Genomic DNA, 22305 nt, shown 5'->3' with positions numbered 1-22305 from the left:
GGTACAGATGGGTAAGCAAGCGGCCCACTACCGCGGCCCAAGGGCGTGAACCGGGGCCGATGATTGCGCTGGACCGCAACAACCGGCGCCCATAACAAACGGCCGTCGCATTAGCTTTGGCAAGCTACACTTTCAATAAATTATGCGCCCGTATTTCCTCCTGTTCGCATTGTGCTTCCTAGCTGGCTGCGAACAGAAAAAAGCAGCTCTGCAGCAGGAAGACGCCCCGCCGCAGAACACGCTAGCAGAAGCCGCTGCGGCGGCCCCTATCGCACAACCCCGCTCGCTGGCTTTTGCTGATACGGCCGCTCCTTACACCACGCTGCCTTCGTTTTACGACTCTGTGAAAGCCTCCCCGCAGGTACGCATCAACGGTACCTTGTATCGGCTCCAAACCACGGCCCGTACCGACAGTACCCGCCCCCTGCGGTACACCGACCCCACCATGGCCTCTCAGGACGGCCCGGGTACTGATTCAACCCAAAGCAACACCATTACCGGGTTTGAAGGCACGTACACCTTCCGCTTGCTGCGGCCCGACGGCAAAACCCAATTCGTAAAAAAGCTCCGAAAATCAGATTTCGCGGCAGAGGTTGGCAAAGACATGGTGGTAGATGCTACTACCATGCTTCCAGTATTTTCCGGCTACCTGCCGGCGTTCAACGCCTTGGCGTTTGAATTAGGCTTTTACCCCGAGGGCAGTGATGCCGGCGGCGAGGCACTTCTGCTGCTTAATGCCACCACGGGGCAGGTAATTCATAAGCAGATGGCCCGTTGGAATTCGGGCTGCAATTCGGCGGCGGTGCTTTCCCCAAACGGCCGCACGCTGCTCACCAGCACTGAGATTCTGCAAGCCAACGGCCGCGCTACGCCCATCGATAATAAATCCGGCCGCTCGGTGGGCGGCACGTTGCTGGTCAACGACCAAACCGTACTGGTGGCCTATGCGCCCGGCTATGACAACAGGGGCAACCAAGTAGAAATCAAAGGCCCCAACGCCGAATTGATGGACCTAAATGGCCGTAAGCTGGCTTCCTTCGCCCTCGAAAGCATAAACGGAGGCTTGGGTACCCAGATGTTTTCCAAGTACGTGAGGCAAACCCGCAGCCACTACCTCTTCGACGAAGCGAACAATAAACTGGGCATCATCTCGGCTGATAACCCCGTTCCGGCGCGCTTACTAAAGCTGAGTGAAATCCCCGTATATCGAGCCCCCCAACACCCTACAGAGGTGCGAATACATTTTGAAACGGAAAGCGGCACCCGGGCTGCTTTTTACATCGACACGGTAAGCAGCAACTTGCGCTGCCGCGTCATCAAACCGGTTTATTAGGCTGTCATCGGCGCTGCCTCCTAACTTGCCTGCCGGATAATTAAATGACTACTGACATTCTCTCTGCGCCTGCTTCTCAAGCAGCTCTCGTGGCTGCCAATAGAAACTTTTACTAGAGAATGCACGCAGACCTACCCATCAATTAAAGACCTTCGCTGCTCAGCTAGCATAAGGGCATTCTGCGCAGGCGCCGCCGCCGGCCCGGCCCCACCTGAGTGCATGAACTGCTCTCCAGCAGCAGCGCGGTTACATTGAGCACCTCCAGCAACTGGTAAGCTTCATTGGCGGTGAGCGCCACGGCCCAGCGCTGTGCCGGCGTAGCCAGCAGCCAACTTTTTAGTTTGCTATTTGCCCGCATAGCGGGAGCCACTGTAGTTACTGGTGCCAACCGATTGCCCAGCCAAGCCCAATAGGTCGTTTGCCAATTGAGAATGCAAGCAGCTTGATGAACTGAACAGGCCCCTTGCTATCGGCAAGCCGCGTAATTTCGCCCGACCTTTCGAAAACCACCCCTCACTCAGCAGCATTGCCTTCTGTATCTAAATCTACCTCCGTGCTAAAACGAAACTGGCATTACCTGCTACTCCTGTTCCTGCTGCTCGACCTGAGCTACTCTTTCTGGCACTACATGCAGTTTGCGCTCGACGGGGATTTAGCCCCCATAGTGTGGCCCAGCGAGTCTTATGCTCGGTTGCTACACGACCCTTTTGGCCTGGGTGTGTTGCTAGATAGCGACGTGTACGCGGCCCCTAACCGATTTTTTGCCCACTACACCATCTACGTGTACTTCCGGTATGTGCCGCTGCTACTACAAAAGCTGATGCTCAACCCCGTTGACAGTGTGTACGTGGCCTGCGGCCTACTCAAACTGGCTGTGCACATGCTTGTGGTGTATGTGCTGGCGGTGGCGGTCAGCAACTCTGTCAGCGTGCTGAGCAAGCGCTTTCTAGTGGCCGCCGCGCTTATTACGCCCTTCTTCCAAACGTCGGGGTTCAATAACGCCATGGGTATCATCGATTGGTCGATTACCTACACTGCTTTCTATGCACTGCCCATGAGCCTGCTGCTCTTGTTCTTCCTGCCTTTTTTACGGGCCGCACTGCACGGCGAGCCGCTCCGCGAATCGTGGATAGGATATGTTGGGCTGCTAGGGCTCGTGCTGCTGCTGTCTTTCAACGGAGCCATTGTGCCTGCCGTGGTGCTGATTGTGTGCCCAACGGTGCTGCTGCTATGCTGGTACCGCCGGTTTGCCGCCCGCCCAGCCACCGAGCCGGTGTGGCCGCGCGCCCTTCGCGCCTTAGGCGACGTGCCACGTATTTTGCTGGTTTCGTTTGGGTTGTTTAGCCTTTTGAGCTTGTATTCCATGTTCATTGGCATGAACAATTCTGAAAACTTATGGGTAAGCTTGCCCCTGGCTGAGCGCTACAAACGGGTGCCGCGTGGCCTGCTTTACCTGTTCACGGGCTACTACCAGCCCACCGATAAATACGGCTATACCTTCCTGGCAGCCCTGGCCCTGGCCAATGTGGTTGCCGTTTGGCGGCTACTGCCGGCGCCTCTGGCTGGCAAATTCCTGACCGTATTTAAATGGCTGGTCTTGTTTGCAGCGGTGTACGTGCTGCTACTGCCCCTAGGTGGGTACCGCTCCTACCGCGAATACATTATTCGGCGCGATACCATTCTGCCCATCACACTGGGCCTGATTGGCTTCGTCACCTTATCGGCCTACTACCTGCTTAAGCACCTGCCGAGGCCTGCCCAGCAACGCTACGCAGCCGCAGTGGTAGCATGCTTGGCGCTATTCACCATCACTGACCGGTACAAAGCCAGCGAATCCAATACCTGCGAACGGAGCTTATTTGCCCAGCTCGCGGCGTCGTCCGAGCCCATTGCGCGCCTGCCCGCCACCTGCACCTTAATGGACTGGCGCCCAGTCACCGATTACCATCAGTCCGGAATCAATGCCGAGCTACTTCATTACTGGGGCATCATCAAAACCCCCAAGCGCTATTACCAGCAGGAAGAACTTAATCCTTAAGCTCAGTATGCTTAGCATGAGTACTTTCACTGCAGCTTATCGAGATTAGCTACAAAGCAAGTCTTATTCAGCCAGCAAACCCTGCTGCTGCAACCAGTCGAAAATGAGCTGGTCGACAGCCGATACTTCGGGGCGGTGGCGGTATGTCAGCCACACAACTTCCTCGATTTCAGCAGCTGGCTGCAAAGTCCCTTTGTAGTGGGCCGAGTAGCAGGTCATCTGTACCAGCACGCCGTCGGGGTGGCCGTGGGCGGGCGCTGTAAAAGTGCCTACATGCACAAGGCTGCTCGGGTCCAGGTCCACGGTCAGTTCTTCCTTGATTTCGCGCAGCAGCGTTTGTTGGTCGGTTTCGCCGGGCTCGCGCTTGCCGCCGGGTATGTAGTAGCGGTTTCGGCCGCGGCTGCGGGTGCTTAGCAACTGGCCTTCGTGCAAGTGCAGCCAGGCAATTTTATCGATTAGCGTCATGCGGAGTCGTCATTTTATGGAATCATGTTCCATTAGAAACAAAAAAAGCCGTCCTGCTGCTATGCGCACAGGACGGCTTTTTGACATTAGCACCAATAATCTACCTAAGCCCGACACTTTTGGAATCCTGGCTGGCGCTTACCCGCCAAATGCGGTCGGCCGCGTCGTCGGTCACCAGCAGCGAGCCGTCGGGCAGGGTGGTCACGCCCACGGGCCGGCCGTAGGCATCTTTCGAGTCGCCACCCACCAAAAATCCGGTTAGAAAATCTTCGGGCGGGCCGGAGGGCTGGCCATTCTTGAAGGGCACGAACACCACCTTGTAGCCCGAAAAAGCAGAGCGGTTCCAGGAACCGTGCTGACCAATAAAGGCGCCGCTGCGGTACTTGGCTGGGAAGGCGTCTTTGTCATAAAATGCCAGACCAAGCGAAGCGGTGTGGGCGCCCAGGGGCACCTCGGGCACCAGCGTTTTCTTCACCAGCTCGGGCTGTTCGCCCTTGCGGCGCGGGTCTTCGTTGGGGCCGAAGTAGGCGTAGGGCCAGCCGTAGAAGCCGCCTTGTTTTACGCTGGTGAGGTAGTCGGGCACTAGCTCGTCGCCCAGCTCATCGCGCTCGTTCACGGCCGTCCAGAGGGTGTTGGTGCCGGGGGCCCAGTCCATGCCCACGGGGTTGCGCAGGCCGCTGGCGAAGACTTTTTCACCGCTGCCGTCGGGGTTAATCTCTAGGATGTTGGCCCGGCGCACTTCGTGTTCCGCGCCGTTTTCCTGCACGTTGCTGCCCGAACCCACCGAGACGTAGATTTTCGAGCCATCGGTGTTGGCCAGCAGGTTGCGGGTCCAGTGGTTGTTGTAGCCGCCGGCGGGCAGGTCGAGGATTTTCTGGCCCTGGCCCGTGATTTTGGTGGCGCCCGGCTGGTAGGGGAAGCGCAGCACGCCGTCGGTGTTGGCCACGTAGAAGTAGTTGCCCAGCACCAGCATGCCGAAGGGCTGGTTCAGATTGGCCAGGAAGGTGGTGCGCAGGTCGGGCGTGCCGTCGTTGTTGGTGTCGCGAAACAGCGTAATGCGGTTGGCACTTTCGGCCCGCAGCGAACGAGACTTGTCGAGCTTGAGGGCAGCGACAACGGCGCGGGTGGGCTTGCCATTGGGCACGGTGCTCGACTCGGCCACCAGTACATCGCCGTTGGGGGCCACGTACATCCAGCGCGGGCTCCGTAGCTTGTCGGCATATTGGGCCACCGTGAAGCCGGCCGGGGCCGTGGGCGTTTTGCCGGCGGGCCAGGCTTCAATGTTCACTCGCTTCGAAACCGACTTGGTGGCGTAGGGCGCCGGCAGCTTCACCTCATCGGCGGGGGTCTCCACCGTTTGGGGCGGGTTGGCGGCAGCAGCTTCCTGCTTTTCTTGTTTGCTGGGGCCACCACAGGCGGCCAGCAGGCCTAAAGCCGCAGTAAGCACAAAGGGTTTCGTAGACATGAGAAGGGGGTGTGGTAAAGCGCAGCAGCGGTATCAGTGCGCCCCTGTTTTACTGCATCATCCCATATTTGTTGCAGGCCGCCGGCCTTAGGCGGGCGCGTGCCCTACGATGCGCTGCCCGCTGCTTTTGCGTTGCCAACGTCCCGGGCACACCGTTGGGAGTAGAACAACGCCCGAGTCTGGGGCCCCATGGCTTCCCTTCTGGCCTACCCTATTCTCCATTCTCTTTAAAAAAGAAAAGCCTGGCACAAGGCCAGGCTTTTCAAGTGAGAAGTAAGTGGGCTGTAAAAGCCGCGACTTAGTTTTTTACGACCCGATAGAACTGCACTTTGTTGCCGGCCTTCACGCGGAGCAGGTACATGCCTGCTGGCTTGCTGACCACATCAATCTGATGCACTTCGCTGTCGCTGCTGAGGGTAACCGATTTGCTGGTCACTTCTTTCCCAGCCATGTCCAGCACGGTGACCAGTACCTTCTGCTGCGCTTCGCCCTTCAGTACCAAATTGTATTGGCCATTTGATGGGTTTGGATACACCACCGATTCGCTTACGCTAACCTCTGTTGCGCCAGCTGCTTTGCTGTCTGCGGAGGTAGCAATGGTACCCTTAGCAACGGCACCCACCTCTACCTGGATGGTTTTGGTAGCTACTTTGGCACCACAATCTCCCATGGCTACCAAGGTGATGTTATAAACGCCTGGTTTGCTGAAGGAAACGGCTGCCTTGGTAGGGTCATAATTCGCGGAAGCGGCAGTTTCGCCCATAGAGGTTAGGGTGCCACCAACTACTTCCCAGTTGTATACCTGCGCCTTTTTGCTTGAGCTAGCATCCAGCCTGATTGCCTCACCTACGGCTACTTTAGAAGCAGACACCGTGAAGTTGGCAATAGGCAGCTTGTCAATGTTATTGAAGGTAGCAATGGCAATGGCATACTCTGACTGGATGCTAAGTATTTCCTTCAAAGTGTACCAGTCACCGCCAAAGAGGAACAGGGAACGGTCGCCCATGTTCGGGCCAGCCAGTAGAGAGCCTACTACCAAGTTGTCGCCAGGGGTGTAGTTGATGGTGTATCCCACGTAAATGCGTCCACCTGCGGGCAATACCACATGTTTTTCAAGCACCGCTTCAATGTTTCCGCGGTTGTTAGCCACCGCTTGCATCAGTTTGGTGTAAGACACCTTAGCAGAGCTGAGCACTTGGCCTGGCGTACCATCCGGCCCTTCAGCGTTCCATACGTTTACCGTAATGAACGAGGCGGCTGGCGCTGTGGCAACGGCAGAGAGCACATTCAGCATGGCTTTGGTAACCACCGTGCCGGCCGTCAGGTCAAAGGCTTTCGCGTAATTGGCGATTCCGTTGCCATTGTGTCCCGAGAAAGTACCTCCGGCTGCCGCTCCAAACGAAGTGAGGCGCGTAGGGAACAGAAAGTCAGCGGTGCCGCAGTCTTGGCCAGCAGTGAATATTTCTACATACTGCTTCTTAGTTAACTGCGCAATTTCTCCTTTGGGGTTGCGGGTCGTCAACGTCACATCGTACTTGCCTTTGGTGGCAAACGTAATTACGGGGCTCTCTTCGGTAGACCTGATTCTCGTGCCTCCCTGCGAAATCAGCCACTCGTAGCTAGTCGCATTGGTGGTGGTGTTAGAGAAGGTAATAGTGGAGCCGACATTCGCTGATAAAGCAGAAGCCTGGAACGAAGCAACTGGAGCCGTAGCGCAATCGGCTACCCGCAACATCTGAGAGAATGTCTGGCGCAACTCTACTGGGTAAGCGACACCCCCTTTGGTGATGCTCACATTACGAGTAGCCGTCAGCGTCGGCATAAAAGTACCGGCAGCAGCGTAAGTGGCAGAAGCAGTAGCCTCTTCGGCAGTAGCACCATTGCCAAAAGCCCACCGGTATGCAGAAGCATTTGTGATGCTGCTTGCGTTAAAATCAACTGCGTTGTTTACACATGCCTCTTTGGTAGAAACAGTGAACGTACCAGCCGGGTATTGTGCCGCATCCGCCAAAATGGGGAACATGGCGAAGGTCCAGGCAACGCCTACTTGTGCGTTTATCTGCCAGCTATTGTTGAAGAACACAGCCGCGTCCGTTCCCGCCGCTGGCGAGTTCACGTGGTGAATGGAGACGTTGTCGCGTGGTGCAGTTGCTACAAAAGGCACAGGGTAGTCGTATTCAATGCCCACATAGAAGTTGCTGTTGGCAGGCACCTGCACCGGCTTATCGAAGTAGAAGTAATTCGGGCTAAGGGTGCTAACCAAGTTGTTAGCTTTTAGGTCAGAAATTTTAACTGTCTGGGTATACAGCGCACGTCCAGGAAGGCCTCTTTCGCTCTCCCATACCTTCACCCGAATGGTAGAGCTTGGTGTTAGGGGTATAGCCAATCTGAAAGAGATATTTACTCCGGCAATGAGGTGGCCGGTGCTGTATTTGTACAGGTTGGCAATGGCCGGAATGTTGTTGTTGCTATGTCCATTAATACCAGAGGCCCCAACTGTACCAGCCAAGGGCAAGCCCAGGATGTCCGTGGAGGTAAAACCAGACACGTTTATCACCATCGTTTTAGAAGCTCCACCGTTGATGGTAAGCTTCACTTCGTGCGAACCGGCAGCAGTAAATTTCACTACTGGGTTTTTGGCAGAAGAAGTGGCGATGTTCGCGTTTTGGAATGTCCAGGAATACGTCAGGTTGTCTCCCGTAGAACGGTTAGCAAACGCTACTTCTTCACCAATTACAGCGCTTGTCTTGTTGGAGATAAAATCCACAGTGGGCGCCAAGGCAGTACCGCCCGCTGCCACTATGGCCTGATAGGCATTGATGCGGCCCGTTCCTAACAACCCTTCAAAACCGGCGTTCAGCACATCAACGTTATCGGCCGTAGAGGTCAGGATTTGCTTTATCTGGGCTGGGGTTAAGGACGGGTTCTGGGCTTTGATAAAGCCTACCAAGCCTGCCACCATCGGGCCCGACATGGAGGTACCCGTGTAGTTGATGTAAGAACCGGCTGCGATTTGAGCAGCTGTTCCTTCTCCCGCAACAGTGCTCAGGATGTTGGTGCCCGGGGCCGCAATGGTTACCCAGCTGCCAAAGGAAGAAGAGCTGCTTTTCTTATCACCAGCATCCGTGTTAGAAACAGAGATAACATTCTGGTAATTGGCAGGATACTGCTCTATGTCGTTATTGTTATTGCCGGCGGAAGCAATGATAACAGTTCCCGTATCAGCACCTTCTGAAATTAGGTCTTGGAAAGCCTGGGAGTAGCCCGAGCCCCCAAAAGACATGGACACCACGTTGGCTTTGGCGCCCCGAATGGCATAGGCTAAGCCATCAAAAGAAGTATTAATAGCTCTGGTATTGGGGGCATTGTTGAAAGTACATTTTACCGGTACAATCTGCACGCGGTTATAGCTAACCGACGCAACCCCTACCCCGTTATTGGTAACTGCCCCGGCTATACCTGCGCAATGGGTACCGTGTGAGAAAGTGTTTGGCCCAGCCAGGTTGCCATTAGCAGTCCGAACGGTGGGAGGATTGGGGTTATTATCCTTGTCAGCGGCATCCCACCCGTTCAAGTCATCAATATAGCCGTTGCCATCGTCATCAATGCCGTTGGTGGCTTTGTTGTTGCCATTGGCATCGAGGCCCATTTCACCAGCATTTCTCCAGATATTGGCAGCCAGGTCGGGGTGGCTGATTAGTACGGCGTCATCCACAATCGCCACTCTTACCGGCGCTGCAGTGCCGTTGAAAGAGCTGAAGGCCTGCACAGCCTTGGTAATATTCAGTGAATATTGCTGGCCGGCTGTGTAGCCCTGGTCACTGGGGGCAGCGTGGATGTAGTAGATGGGAACCAGCTCCGCATATTCTACCTCCGGCATGGCCTTCAATTCGGCGATGAGTTCTTTTACCGAAGTGCGGGAGCCGTCTAGCTCCACCTGGAAGATTCTGGAGACGTTCTGCCCGAATCCTTTGCCAGCGGCTTGGCGCATTAGGCGAGCATCGGCCTTCAGCAGCGCTTTGCTGATTTTGTCTGCTTTAAGGGTTCTGGCTCTTTCGTTTTTGCCATTGAATTCAAGGGCAGTACCCGTTTGCAACTGGCGAAACTTCACAAAGATTTTATCATCGTGGTACGCCTTTTCATCTGGTGTCTGTTGTGATGGGGCCGCTGAAGTAAGCTGGACATCGTCAAGCGCCTGTGCATTTGTTGTGAAGACTTGCCCGGCTAGCAATAGCCCAAGTGCGCCTCTTAAAAAGTAATTTCTCTTCATGTAATGAGTGTTTGATTTGGTGGGAATGTTTCTGATTTTGTGAGCAATAACGCAGAAAAATTACAACTAAAATTTCTACAACCAAATCACAATTGTAAATTTAATCACAATTTCATTTCATTTACCCAGGCGTGAAATTGCATTTTTAATATGTTTAAAAGCTGCTTACATATTATTATAATGAATTGAGGTAACTTTTATAATTAAGCCGTATTGACAGGGTGTTGAATCATTGATGAAACAGATAGTTAGTTGCGCTGACTTGCGCCTCGGCTAGGTCTGCAAAACCGGCCGTGCCCGGCGTTCAAGCCCTTCGATTTTGAAGCGGGACCAGAGGCTTTCGGCCTAGCCTTTTTCGTAACACCCGCCGTAGCGGCATCGCGCGCAAACGTTGCTGGGAACGTTGCCGAGAAAAAAGTACCCCAACGACCACTCAGCCATTGAAGCAGCCAGAAGCTTCGGCTTTATCCCTGCAGTTGAAGGCCGGTGGCTATGTTTCAGGTGCGGTTCGGCAGCATAGCACCGTAGCTCACCATGCTGTGCCGGGGGCAGCCAGCCCCGTAGGCGCCAGCCGCATCACTACCCGGGCGGCGCCAATCGTGAAACATTGTAGCGAGGCTCACGAAACTCAGGCCCGAATACATTTTCTGTACTTTGATTTTGTAAAACAGTTTTTGAACTCAATCTGAGCCGGGCGTTACCTAAGCAACTCATTTACTTTGTACTACCAGGCCACGGTTCAGGAAAACGAGCGATTGGGAAACCGCTCGGAAAAAAGATGCGCGTGTTGGCCAGGAGCCCGCGCAACCTTCTCGGCGCGGGACCGGTCATCGCGCCGAACCCATAACTCCTGCTTGCCATGAAGCCATTCCTCCTGTTCCCCCTCGTGTTAGCCGCCGCAGTAGCTTGCCACCAAGAAGGCCCGGCCCCCGCGGCGCCTGAAGCTGCGGCGGCCCCCTACCCCCAAACGTGGCGGTTGGTAAAACTCACGGGTTCCATACCCGGCGCCAAGACGGGCGCGAACCTGCCGTTTCAGGAAACGGTCCTCTTCCGGGCCGACAGCACCTTCCTCAAAACGCGCCTGCAAGGCGACCAATACACCGAGGCGCGCGGCACCTTTTCCCGGCAGAACGGGGCGGACGGCCGCCGCTACGTCCTCCTTGCCTACGCCGTCGCCGGCCCCCTCGTCCGGTCGTGCGTCGCGAACGCGTCGACCGAGGGCCTGGCGTTTGAAGGCAATGAAACCCTGATTAGTTCGACCCAGGCGTGCGACGGCGCCAGACTCGAGTACCAGTCGGTAAAATAGCCGCCCGCGGCGGCGCGGAGCCGCGAACGCGCCGACCGGCCCCTCAACGGGGCGATGAGACGGGTGCACCGGATGGGCGCCGACAACCCGCTATGCCATTGCGTTCAGAAAAACGGTCCAAATTGCGAAATGAGGAAAAGTCAGCTCAGCGAATCGACTGGTAGGATATGCAGAGACGCCTCGCAATAAAGCCTGGCCGTAAGCACTTGCTTGCGGCCAGGCTTTATTGCGAGGCGTCCCGAAACATTATTTCCCTCCGGCTGCGGCGGCCGCCGTAGCGGGTGGCACCAGCTTGTAGCCCAGGGCCTGGGACACGTATAAATTGTCGTAGTAAATCCGGTCTACGTCAATCTTTCCGTTGGTTACGTGGGCGGTGTAATGGATGGGGAATGTGGCATTCTTGCCGTTTTGGGTGAAGGCGTAATTCCCCCACAGCGACACCCAGTTGCCTTTCAGGCTGCCCGACTTTACGCGAAACGTGGCGGCGACGAAAGTGAATTTTCGGTTGGTTTGGGTGGTGTAATTCCGCTGCCACTGACGCAGCAGCTGCTCGGTTGTCGTGGAATCGACGGCGGAGGGGCCGTACCCTTTGTAGGTGCTGGCCAACATTGTTTTCGCCTTCTCCGCGTTTCCGCCCACCAGCGTGTTGACGTACTCGGTCACGACCCGGATGTCCGCATCCGCTGTCGGATTGGCCTCCACGGTGTCTTTGTAGCGCTGCGGCGTGCCGGCTTTGGTTTGGGCATGGGCGGAAGTGGCGGCCCCGAGCAGCGAGAGGACGGCCAAGCACCGCGTGAGCGTGCCGATTTTTTTCATAGTTGGAGGATTTTAGGGCGGGTTACAAAAAAATTATTCGGTAAGGAGTATGGGCATCACCAAGCCATGCCTTTGGGCGGCTTGCTTCCCCACCGCTTCCCTATTCAGAAAAACGATGGGGAGTCAGACGAAAAATATTCTGCCTCATTTCCGAAGTTTCTTGCTTACAGAGGCAGCTTTAGCAGTGGCCGGTGACACGAGTTGGCCGTTGCGCACAATCACGGTGCCGTCCACTTCCACGGTCGCGTTGGCGATGGCGAAGTTGATGCCGGTCGTGCCCTTGTTTTGACCGCCCTGCAGTTCATTGCCCCCGGCGCCCACCAACACCATGCCCGCGGCCGTGCTTGGGGTATAGCCTTTTTCCTCTTGCGCCTTCATGGCCGGGTTCAGGCCGATGGAAAAGTAGCCGAGTTTCATCTGGCTGGCATCATTCAACGCCAGCCACTTCTGAAAATCCTCGTCTCCCACTTCCGCTTTCCCGTTCGTTAACTGCCCGCTTTTGAAGTCGGCCTTAAATCCTTTGAAAGGCTTGCCGTTCCACGTACTGGGGGAGGCCGCCAACCGGCCCGTGCCGGAGGTTTCCTGGCAGGTGCCAAAGACCCGTCCGCCGGGCAGAGCGGCGGTGCGGTTATAGATGAGCTTCTCCTGCTGGTCGGCGGCGGTCAGCACGCCATCGTCAACAAACACGGGGCGGGCGGCGAGCTGAAAGGTCAGGTCGGTGCCCGCGGGCGAGGTGATGCGGACTTTTTTGCCCGTTGCCAGCAGTTGTTTCAGTTGCTGGGCCTGCGCGGAAATGGCCGTATAATCCGCACCAACGCCGGCCCAAATCATCTGTTCGTAGCCCGCGTAGTCCATTTGCTGATTCGCCGCTAAGCTTTTGCTGGGGTAACTCACAAATACCCCCCGCAGCTTGCTGGCGTCCAGCTTTTGCGTGAACCCGCTCTCGGCGGCCGCTTTGTCAAACTTCGCCTGCCGGGCTTCTGTGAGGCCGGCCAGCACGGCTTTGTTGTTTTCTACGGAAGGCAGCGTGATGAGGACATCGGACTGCAAAATCCAGTTGTTCGCTTTCGAGGCCTGAATGGCCGATTCCGGCATTTCGATGGCGCCCGCCCGCTCCACTTTGTCCGTGCTCACCAACATCGCCGGCTCTCCGCCCGCGCGGGCGACTTCCACGGCAATGGCTTCCATGAGCGGCAGGGTGTGCTGGCCGCCGGTTATCGCCACCAACTCTCCGGGCTTGACGCCAGCGGAAGCGTTGACAATCTGCTTGGCGATTTGCTCGTAATTCTGGCCGAATGCGGGGCTGGCCATTGAAAGCAAGCCCAATAGGCCACTGGTCAAAACGTAACAGTTTTTCATGTTAATTGGGGTTAGGGATGAGGTTGAGGAAGAAAAAAGTCTTGGGTCACCACGGCGGCTTCGCCTATGCAGTCGCGCTCTTGCCTGGACAGTTATTATTGGTAAGACAGGCCAGCAGGGAGCAGTCAGGGTCAGGCACGGTGCTCAGGGCGGGTAGCCTTTGGTCCGGAGGCGTAAGCTGCCACAGGCAGCATAGTCAGCAACAGCAAGCTTAGAATCGACCGGCGCAGAGAGCTAGGTGCCAGAACTGGTGACGGGCGGCGCGGGGGAGGAGAGCCAAGGCGGAGGAAGCTGGCGTGGTGTCAGTGCTGTGGGTAGTGGGCGCCGGCGCGGTGCCTGTGCCTGTGCCGCAAGTAGCAGAAACCAGCGCGGCGTCGGTGCTGCGGCTAGTGGTCGGGAAGTAGCGTGTACGCATGCGATTGGGAAAAAGAAGCATTTCGCTACTCCCTCCGAGGAAGCGGCTGACCAACACAATTCAATCAAATAATTATACAAAGATAACAAGCATAGCAAGGCTGCGATATGACACGTTAGTGTCATGTGAAATTTTGTTATTACTTATTACTTTTCCGCGAAACACGCACCCTGCTGAATGCAAAAACCCCCGGCCGTTCTCAGGACAATCGGGCGCAAGTCTAGCACAATTATTTCAAAAACAACAACTTAAGACACATTTCGGCTACACTCTTCCGAAAAGGGGTGTTGCTAGGAACCGTCCGTACTAGCCCCTGTGCGGGCCACTCGGCAGAGAAGCAGGAACTGACCAGGGCATCGTCGATGCGTGACACCTCGGCCTACTGCACCCCGTGGGCGGGCCAGGGTTGGGGGAGTAGAAGGACCCGAAGGCTGCAGCCTAGGGAAGCCGCGCAGTTCTGAGGGTGCGCGTGCTGGGGCGCTACCCTGCCAGCGGCACGGCCAGCACCACCGCGAAGCCCGTCGGCAACGGCTCGTAGCGCACAGTGCCGCCCACGGCCCGTGCGCGAGCCTGCATGTTGGCCAAGCCGCGGCCGCCGGGGCGGGGCCGGCCGTCGTGGCCGCGGCCGTCGTCGGCCACGGTGAGGGTGAGGCCGGCCGCGGCCGCCGCTAGCTGCACCGTGACCGTGGTAGCGCGGGCGTGCTTCACCACGTTGTGCAAGGCTTCCTTATAAATGAGGTAGAAGTTGTGGAGCAGGGCCGGGTCCAGCACCGGGTCGGGCAGTTCGGGGGCGACGCGAAACTGCACGTCGAGGCCGGCATAGGGCAATAGCTCCTGGGCGTGGTCGCGCATGCGGTCCAGCAGCTGGCTGAGGCGCAGCGGGCCGGCGTCGAGGCTCCATACCACGTCGCTCATCTGCTGGGCGGCCTGGCGCGAGGCAATGGCCAGGGCGTCGAGCCGGTCCCGGGTCTGGGCTGGGGTGTGGGGCGTTTCGCGCAGCAAATCGCTGTGCATGCTGATTTGGGTGAGCAGGTTGCCCACGTCGTCGTGCAAGTCGGCGGCAATGCGCTGGCGCAGGGCGTGTTCGGCTTGCCAGTGCCGCTCGCGCCGCCGACCCCGGCGCTGCTGCCACCGGTACACCCCACCCACCGCCACCGCTAGCAGCAGGCCCGTGAGGGCGGCCCACACGCCGGGCCGCCGCCACCAATAGGTGCGCGCCCGCACCGGCACGCGTAGCACGTTGCGGGTGGGCGTGCCCAGTTCGGTTTCGCCCCGGATGTCGAGGGTGTAGTCGCCCGGTTCCAGCCCTTGCAGCCGCAGGCGGTTGCTGGTGCCCAGCTCCTGCCAGGGCGCAGGCCCGGTGCTCCGCAAGCGGTACATGAAGCGTCCCAGCTCGGGTCCGACGTCGTCGCTCAGGCTCAGCGCCAAGTCGGCAAAGGCATCGCCGGGGGCAAGCTCTAACCCCTGGGGTAAGGCGCCGGTCAGGTAGTCGGTGCGGATGATATCGGGCTGGGCGTGGTGCTGGGTGAGCCCGGTAAGCAGCAGCCGGGGCTGGTGTTCGGCCGTAGTCAGGCTCTGGGGCTCTAGAAAGCTCAGGCCCCCTACCCCGCCCACGTATAGGCGCTGCCGCACCGAGTCGTACCAGCTCGATTGGCGGTTCAGCTCGTTGGTCGCCAAGCCTTCGGCGGTGGTCAGGTCGCTGCGCCGGCCGGTGCGGGGCTCGTAGCGCACCAGGCCATTGTGGGTGCCCACCCACAGCACCCGCCCCGGCCGGGGGGCTATCACAAAGGCTACCGCTTCGCTGGGCAGCCCTTGGCCCAGCGTGAGCTGCCGCTGCACGCCCCGCCGCGGGTGTAGCAGCAGCAGCCCGGCGTCGAGGGTGCCCACCCACACGCTGTCGGGGTGCGAAACCAGCACGGCGCGCAGCAGGCCAGTGGGCAGCTGATAGGGCGCTGGCTCGTCGGGGCCGTAGTGGCGCAGGGCGCCAGTGGCCGGCTGCAGGCAGTACAGCCCCCGGTTGCTAGCCAGCCACAGTTCGCCGTTTGCGCCTTCGCTCAGGGCCTCAATCTCGCAGTTGTGCAAGGGCCAAGTGGGGTCGCCTTCGCGGTAGCGCGTGCGCGTCCGGCGGGTCAGGTCGAGCTCAAACAGGCCCTGCTGCCCGCCTGCCCACAGCCGCCCAGCCCGGTCGCGCAGCAGGCAGAAGATGGTTTTGCCCGTAGGGTCGGGGTGGGGCCCGGCCCACTCAATTTCCTGAAACCGCTGCCCGGCCAGTAGCCCGACGCTCCTGCCGTTTTCAAACCCCACCACCACGCGCCCATCGGGCAGGCGCAAGCTGCAGTACCAGACGCGGCCGGGCGCTTCGCCCGGCCAGCGGCGCAGGGGGGCCAGCGGGCTGTCGGCCGCCTGCGTAAACGTACCCGAGTAGCTGCCCACCAGCAGCCGGCCATCGGCCCCCCGGCCGATGGAGCGAGTGCTCAGGCGCTGCCCCCCAGCCACGGGCAGGGCCTGAATGGGCGCCTGTCGGGGCCGCAACTTAATCACCCCAGGCATGCCTTCGGCAAACGCCCACAGCCCCGTCCGGTCCCGGTTGAAGCACAACCACCCGTTCCACTCGCGGGCCAGGGGCAGCGGGTAGTGCTGGAGTCCCGGCGGCGGCCCCTGCCGCCGGATGGACAAGGCCAGCAGCTCGCCGCTGCCCAGCCAGTACCAGGTGCTGTCGAGCTCCAACACGTTCAGGCGCGGCACGGCGGCGGAGGAATGGTTGCGAAGCCAGCGGGCCAGCACCCGCGGCGGCTGCGACGGCCGGCGCTCGTACAGGACGCTGTCGGTTAGGAAGTAGGGGCCGTAGGGGAGGCGCAGTGGGTAGCGGGCCAGCTGCGTCCGGCGGGAGCCATCGGCCTGCTGCACCCGGTAGCGGTGGCTGAGGCTGGCCACGGGTTGCACACGGCCGCCCGGCCCCAGCCGCCAGCTGCGCTCAAAGCTGAACACAAGAAGCTGCCCCGCCGAATCGGGCTCGATGGCCGCGATTAGGCCCTGCGGGTGCTGCCACACCAGCCGCGCAGGCTGCCGGGGCGGGCGGAGCGACAGCCGGAACACCTGGCATGGGTCCATGCCTCGGCCAAACCATAACGCTCCCCGGTATAATAGCAAGGCGTTGATGTGGCCGTGCCGGCCCGTAAGGCGGGGCAGAGGCACTTGGCGCAGCTCGCCAGTCGCGGGCACAAACGCGTACAGCCCGTCGTGCATGCCCACCCACACCGTGCCGGCCGAATCGGCCGCCACCCGGTAGGCTTCGCCGCGCAGCTGGGGCCCTTGCCGCACCAACTGGTTGAGGGGCACCAACTGCCGGCCGTCGTAGCGAAACATGCCCTGCCGGGCGGCCACCCAGGCAAAGCCCGTTGGGTCGCTGCTCACGTCGCGGACACCCACCGTGCTTAAGACGCGGTCGGGCTGCTGCTCCAGCGGCTGGGTCCGCCCGACCAGACCGGCTAACAGCAGCCAGGCGCCCACCAGCCACTGCAGAGGTTTTATTAGCTTCGTCAGCATGCACGTTGGGCGTTGAAATGGGAGTGCAAATAACGCTCAGCTTTCGTACCAACTGCTCCATGCTGGTTATTCAGAATCAGGGCATTGCTTGCGGTTAAGGTGCCGGCCCGCCGCCGGGTGTGGGCCCCGGCCGTGAACGGGTTCGCCAATACCCTGCGGCTGTCTCCACCGCCGACTTATCCGCGCCGCTTCAGGGCCAGGGCCAGCAGCTCGCCCTTCGAGTTGATGTGCAGCTTGCGGTACACGGCCCGCAGGTGGTTTTTCACCGTTTCGTGGCTGATGCTGAAGGTGTCGGCGATGAGCTTGTAGCTCAGGCCCTCCTCCACGGCCGTCACCACCTCCTGCTCGCGGGCCGTGAGCCGGGCAGTGGCGGTGGCCGCCACCGTCACTGGTGGCTGCCGTCGAAACGCTTGCAGCACGTGCCGCGCCACAGCCGGCGACATGGGCGAGCCACCGGCGGCTACCTCCAGCAAGTGGGCCTTGAGGACGGGCAGCGGGGTATTTTTCACCAAGTAGCCCACTGCCCCGGCGCAAATGGCCTCGAACACGCGGGGTGCGTCCGTGTACACGCTCAGCATGAGCACCTGCGCCTCTGGCAGCCGCGCCAGGATGAGCGGCAGCCCCTCGATGCCCGAGCGGCCGGGCAGGCCCACGTCCGAGAGCACCAGCGCCGGCGGGGTGCCCAGGGCTGGCAGCCGCAGGAAGAAGTCCTCCATCGAATCCGCCGCCAGTACGCACTCGAACTCGGGTTGGGCGCTCAGGTACTGGTGCAGCATTTCCCGGATGGGAGTCTGGTCTTCGATGATGGCCAGGGGGAGCCTGTTTTGCATGGGGCAAAAGTAGCGCCCTCCGCCATGCGGCGCTATGACACAAATGGGGGATACGGCGGATTATCCCGCCGGGCCTGGACCACCGGAACGCCGCTATTCAGGAAGAGGTTGGTATTTCTGAAAGCCTGAGCTCAGGGACCACATAAAAAAGCCCAGCCTACTACACAGTAGGCTGGGCTTTCGGAAAAGTTAAGCGCGAAGGAATATGCACCCTCGCAAGCAGCTTGCTTAATTAGCCGGCTGGGGAGCGGGCGTCTTCACGTACTTGTCCAGCCACGCATTAGTCTCCCACAGCACATGCAGCAGGTTTTCGCGGGCGGCGTAGCCGTGCGATTCGGCGGGTAGCACCACGTAACGGGCGGTGGCGCCCTGGCCCTTTAGGGCAGCGTAGTACCGCTCGCTCTGAATGGGATAGGTGCCGGTGTTGTTGTCGGCCTCGCCGTGAATGAGCAGAATGGGCGTCTTGATTTTGTTGGCGTAGTTGAACGGCGACATGGCGTTGTACACCTCCGGCGCCTCCCAGTAGTTGCGCTCTTCGCCCTGGAAGCCGTAGGGCGTGAGGGTGCGGTTGTAGGCGCCGCTGCGGGCAATGCCGGCCTTGAATAAGTTGGAGTGCGTGAGCAGGTTGGCCGTCATGAAGGCGCCGTAGCTGTGGCCCATCACGCCCACGCGGGCGGGGTCGACCACGCCCATGCGGGCGCCTTCGTCAATAGCCGCTTTGGCGCTGCTCACCAGTTGCTCGATGTAGGTATCGTTGGGGTCTTTGCTGCCCTCCCCTACTATCGGCACGCTCACGTTCTCCAGTACGGCGTAGCCCTGCGTCACCCAAAACACTGGCGAGCCGCCGCTTATGCGCGTAAAGGTGTAGGGCGAACCGCTCACCTGGCCAGCGGTGCTTTTATCCTTGAACTCCAGGGGATAAGCCGACATAAGCGTGGGCAGCGGACCGTCGCTTTTCTTGTAGTTGGGGGGCAGGTAGAGGTTGGCGGTTAGCTCTACGCCGTCGGCGCGCTTGTACTTCAGCACCTGCTTGGGGAAGCTGCCGCCAAATGCCGCGTAGGGGTTAGCAAATTTGGTGACGGCCGTGAGCTTGTCCTTTTTGGTGGCGTCGCGCAGGTAGTAGTTCGGCGACTGAGTGAGCGACTCGCGGCGGGTGAGCAGCTGGCGCTTCTTGCCGCTGGCGTCGATGATGGCCACGGGCACCTCGTACACCGGCGCCTGCGACCGCCACCAGCGGGTAGTTTTCTTGCTAACTAAGTCGAGCTCGTCCACAAAAGGGCGGTCGCCTTCGGGCGAGGCGCCGGTGCCCATCAGGTAGATGCTCTGGCTCATGGGCCCGCCGGTGAGCAGGACGGACTTGCCCTGGGCGTTGCGGTGCTCGTAGGGCGTGCCGGGGTCTTTGTACTTGTCTTCCGACGAGCCGTCGAACAGCACAGTGAGGGACGCGCCCGGCTTGCTGGGGTTCAATTGCCAGGTAGTCTGGTGGCGGTCGGCCCAGCGGTAGCCGTCGGCCAGGGCCAGCTGGTTGTTGCCCCAGCTCAGGCCGCTAAAGCGCATGGGCAGGGCCGCCAACTCCTGGGGTGCGCCGGTAAACGGCGCTTCCATGGTGAAGAGCTTGTCGCGGATGTCGGCTTTCGTTTTGGGGTTGCCGCCGTCCTGGGCTTCGACGTAGTAGATGGTGGCCGGTACATCGGCGCGCCAGGCGTGCCCACGCGGGCCGGCAGGTGCGGCGTCATTACCGATGGGCACGGCATCGGCCAAGGGCAGGTCAATCACGGTTTTTACCGGGGCACCACTGGCTAGGTCCAGCACGTCGATGCGCTGCGGGAAACGGCTGATGGGCAATGTGTAGGAATACGGCCGGTGGCGGGTGCGCAGCAGCACGTACTTGCCATCGGGCGAGGGCGAAGCGGTTTGAATGATGCCGGGCTGGCCCAGGGGTTGGGCGGCGCCATCGGCCAGATTCACCTTCACCAGCTGCGAGGTGGCGTAGTAGTCGAACTGCCGCTCGTCGGCGGGGCTTTTCAGCAAGTCCTGATAGGTGGGAGCGGCCGTTTTTTTGCCGCCGCCGCTTTCCTGCACGGCTGGGCCGGTTGGCACGGCATCGGCCGCGGGGGCAGCCCCACGACTGGCCAGCACGGTGCGCGCCAGGATGGTTTTATTGTCCGACACCCATTCAAACGAGCTGCCGAAGGCGTCGTTGAGCGGGGTTTCCAGCAGGCGGCGGGCGGTGGCGCCGGCCACGTCGGCCACCCACAGCTCCACGCGGCCATCGGTACCGGAGCCGGGTGTAGTGAGGGCGAAGGCCATGGTTTTATTGTCGGGCGACCAGCTCAGGCCGCTGATACGGGCTTGGGCGGGCAGGCCTTTCACGTCGATTTCGGCGCCGTTGGGCAGCATTTTGAGCTTGATGCCCACGGCGTAGCTCACGCGGCTTTGGCCGTTGGTGCGGGGGTTCATGCGCAGGCCGGCAAGGCGCAGCTCGGGCTGCGAGAGCTCAGCAATGGTGGGGAAGTCCTGCACCTGCAGCAGGGCCAGGACCCGGCCGTCGGACGAGAGGCTGACGCGCGGCGTAGGCGGCGCCAGCAGCAGGTCTTGCAGGGCCTTGGGCGGGGTTTGGTATTGGAAATCCTGCGCTTGCGACACGGCAACAGTGGCGAGCAAAAGGGTGGCGGAAAGAAGTAGTTTTTTCATACACGGGAATGAAAAGAGAAACCAATTCGGCGGGCTGCCGAGTCCGAAAGGTAATGCTGGCCAGGGGTGTGCGGGGTACAACTTTTAGGTGCAGCCCGGGGCCAGATTCGCCAACAGTATGGAGGGCGCTGGCCAAGGTTGCACCCGAACACGATTTTGGCATTGCAGAACCTTGCCTTGTCTACCTGGTTACTGCCGAATGAAAATTGACGCAACCTTAGAACCCGGCCTTGGGTAAGGAGGTAGCCATCGGCAACTTGGATGGGGCACAGTGTAGTTCATGAGAAAAATGCGCGCAAGCTTTTTAGTAGGACTACACTGGGCAATACTATTGGCATGGGTAGCAGGTGCGCCGCCAGCGCTGGCGCAGCCTACCGTGCTGGGTGCAGCGCCCGCCGTTGCGGCCCCGCTCAGCCTGCCCGAGTGCGTGCGCTACGCCCTCCAAAACCAGCCGCTGGTGCGCCAGGCCCGAATCGATGAGCAGGTGAACGAGGCCGACATCCGCATTGGGCTGGCCGGCTGGCTGCCTCAAGTGGGCCTCACCGGCAATGCCCAGCGGGCCTTTCAGCTGCCCTTCGTGGTGCTGCCCAATGCCGAAGGCGGCCTGTCGCCGCGGCAGGTGGGCCTCATCAACACCTCGACTTTCACGCTGAGCGGCACCCAGGCTATTTATAATCAGGATGTGTGGCTGGCACGCCGGCAGGCAGGCCCTTCGCGGGAGTTTGCCCGGCAGAACACAGCCCTGGTGCGTACCAACTTGGTGTCCAACGTGAGCCGCACCTTCTACGATGTGCTGCTGGCCCAGCAGCAGGTGCGCGTGTACGAATCGGACCTCGTGCGCCTCAGCCGCGGCTTGAAAGACGCCAGGGCCCGCTACGAGGCTGGTGTTAATGACAAGATTGACTTTAAGCAGGCCGAAATCTCGCTCAACACCTCACGGGCAGCCCGCAAGCAGGCTCAGGAAAGTGTGAAAGCCAGCACCGCCCGCCTTAAGGAGCTCATGGGGCTGCCCGGGGCCCAGCCCCTGGCTGTGCAATACGACTCGGCCCGCCTGGAGCTGGAGGCCGCTCTCGACACTACCACCGGCCTGGAGCCCGGCAACCGGCTGGAAATCCGGCTCCTGCAAACCCAGAAAGTTCTGCAATCGGCCCAAATAGGCTATTACCGCTGGGGGTTTTTGCCGGAGCTGGAAGCGTATGGTAGCTACAACACGACTTTTCAGAACAACAACCTGGGCGACTTGTACAGCCGGCGGTTTCCCAGCTCGTTTGCGGGGCTGCAACTGAACCTGCCCATTCTGCAGGGCGGTCGGCGGCTGCAAAACCTGCGCCGCGCCCGCCTCCTCGACCAGCGCTTAGACGAGGACGTGACCGCCACCCGCAACCAAATCAACACCGAATTCGAGCAGGCCCTGGCCAGCTACAAAAGCTTTTACGCCGACTACCAGTACGGCAAGCAAAACCTGGCGCTGGCCCGCGAAGTCTTCGACGTGGTAAACCTGCAGTACCGCGAAGGCATCAAACCTTACCTGGATGTGCTGGTGGCACAAACCACCCTGCGCTCCGCCGAGTTGACATACAACGTGGCTTTGTTTCAGGTGCTGACAAGTAAGGTGGAAGTGCTGCGGGCGCGCGGCGAGCTAGAAGTGGAGTAAGTTAAACTGTATGTTTTATAGAATGTCGTGGAGCGCCGCACGGGAGAACCTCACCCCCTGACCCCCTCTCCAAAAAAGAGGGGGAACCTGGCGATTTTGTTAAGCGCAACTCCG

The 22305-nt window shown here is 59.8% G+C and carries 13 protein-coding genes; 4 read left to right on the top strand and 9 right to left on the bottom strand.

The window, feature by feature from the left end; translation table 11 throughout:
* The first annotated feature begins 142 nt into the window (after positions 1-142).
* Positions 143-1333, top strand: a complete 1191-nt coding sequence (locus BMZ66_RS15040; protein ID WP_092675235.1) for a hypothetical protein — start codon at positions 143-145, stop codon at positions 1331-1333.
* A gap of 553 nt (positions 1334-1886) precedes the next feature.
* Complete coding sequence (locus tag BMZ66_RS15030) at positions 1887-3371, top strand: hypothetical protein (protein WP_092675226.1); 1485 nt, start codon at positions 1887-1889, stop codon at positions 3369-3371.
* A gap of 63 nt (positions 3372-3434) precedes the next feature.
* Here the strand turns inward: BMZ66_RS15030 and BMZ66_RS15025 are convergent, their stop codons facing one another.
* The 3 genes from BMZ66_RS15025 to BMZ66_RS15015 all read right to left on the bottom strand — a co-directional run bounded on the left by BMZ66_RS15025 (position 3435) and on the right by BMZ66_RS15015 (position 9412).
* The gene (locus tag BMZ66_RS15025) at positions 3435-3836 is read right to left on the bottom strand and encodes an NUDIX hydrolase (protein ID WP_092675223.1); all 402 of its coding nucleotides are present in this window, start codon (positions 3834-3836) and stop codon (positions 3435-3437) included.
* Between the two features lie 100 nt (positions 3837-3936).
* A complete protein-coding gene (locus BMZ66_RS15020; RefSeq protein WP_092675220.1) occupies positions 3937-5301 on the bottom strand; it encodes a PQQ-dependent sugar dehydrogenase in 1365 nt (454 codons plus the stop codon).
* A gap of 298 nt (positions 5302-5599) precedes the next feature.
* On the bottom strand, positions 5600-9412 hold the full coding sequence (locus BMZ66_RS15015) for a S8 family serine peptidase (protein ID WP_177204747.1): 3813 nt from the start codon (positions 9410-9412) through the stop codon (positions 5600-5602).
* Positions 9413-10430: 1018 nt separating this feature from the next.
* Here BMZ66_RS15015 and BMZ66_RS15010 point away from each other — a divergent pair.
* Positions 10431-10877, top strand: a complete 447-nt coding sequence (locus tag BMZ66_RS15010; RefSeq protein WP_092675213.1) for a hypothetical protein — start codon at positions 10431-10433, stop codon at positions 10875-10877.
* A gap of 246 nt (positions 10878-11123) precedes the next feature.
* Here the strand turns inward: BMZ66_RS15010 and BMZ66_RS15005 are convergent, their stop codons facing one another.
* The 6 genes from BMZ66_RS15005 to BMZ66_RS14985 form a co-directional block, all read right to left on the bottom strand.
* Complete coding sequence (locus tag BMZ66_RS15005; RefSeq protein ID WP_092675210.1) at positions 11124-11693, bottom strand: hypothetical protein; 570 nt, start codon at positions 11691-11693, stop codon at positions 11124-11126.
* Positions 11694-11837: 144 nt separating this feature from the next.
* A complete protein-coding gene (locus BMZ66_RS15000; RefSeq protein ID WP_092675207.1) occupies positions 11838-13052 on the bottom strand; it encodes an aminopeptidase in 1215 nt (404 codons plus the stop codon).
* A 211-nt stretch (positions 13053-13263) separates the two neighbouring features.
* Complete coding sequence (locus BMZ66_RS25160) at positions 13264-13467, bottom strand: hypothetical protein (protein ID WP_143080228.1); 204 nt, start codon at positions 13465-13467, stop codon at positions 13264-13266.
* A 480-nt stretch (positions 13468-13947) separates the two neighbouring features.
* On the bottom strand, positions 13948-17013 hold the full coding sequence (locus BMZ66_RS14995; protein ID WP_092675203.1) for a sensor histidine kinase: 3066 nt from the start codon (positions 17011-17013) through the stop codon (positions 13948-13950).
* Positions 17014-17189: 176 nt separating this feature from the next.
* Positions 17190-17843 (bottom strand): response regulator transcription factor, encoded by a 654-nt coding sequence (locus tag BMZ66_RS14990; protein ID WP_092675200.1) that lies wholly within the window; start codon positions 17841-17843, stop codon positions 17190-17192.
* A gap of 228 nt (positions 17844-18071) precedes the next feature.
* On the bottom strand, positions 18072-20537 hold the full coding sequence (locus tag BMZ66_RS14985; protein ID WP_092675197.1) for a S9 family peptidase: 2466 nt from the start codon (positions 20535-20537) through the stop codon (positions 18072-18074).
* A 331-nt stretch (positions 20538-20868) separates the two neighbouring features.
* Here BMZ66_RS14985 and BMZ66_RS14980 point away from each other — a divergent pair, with 331 nt between their 5' ends.
* Complete coding sequence (locus tag BMZ66_RS14980; protein WP_177204746.1) at positions 20869-22191, top strand: TolC family protein; 1323 nt, start codon at positions 20869-20871, stop codon at positions 22189-22191.
* Positions 22192-22305: the final 114 nt, after the last annotated feature.

This window comes from Hymenobacter arizonensis (genome assembly GCF_900115775.1).
In the GTDB taxonomy this organism is placed as follows: Bacteria; Bacteroidota; Bacteroidia; order Cytophagales; family Hymenobacteraceae; genus Hymenobacter; species Hymenobacter arizonensis.
Note: the sequence above shows the minus strand (reverse complement) of the source record. Positions and strands in the feature narration are given on the sequence as shown.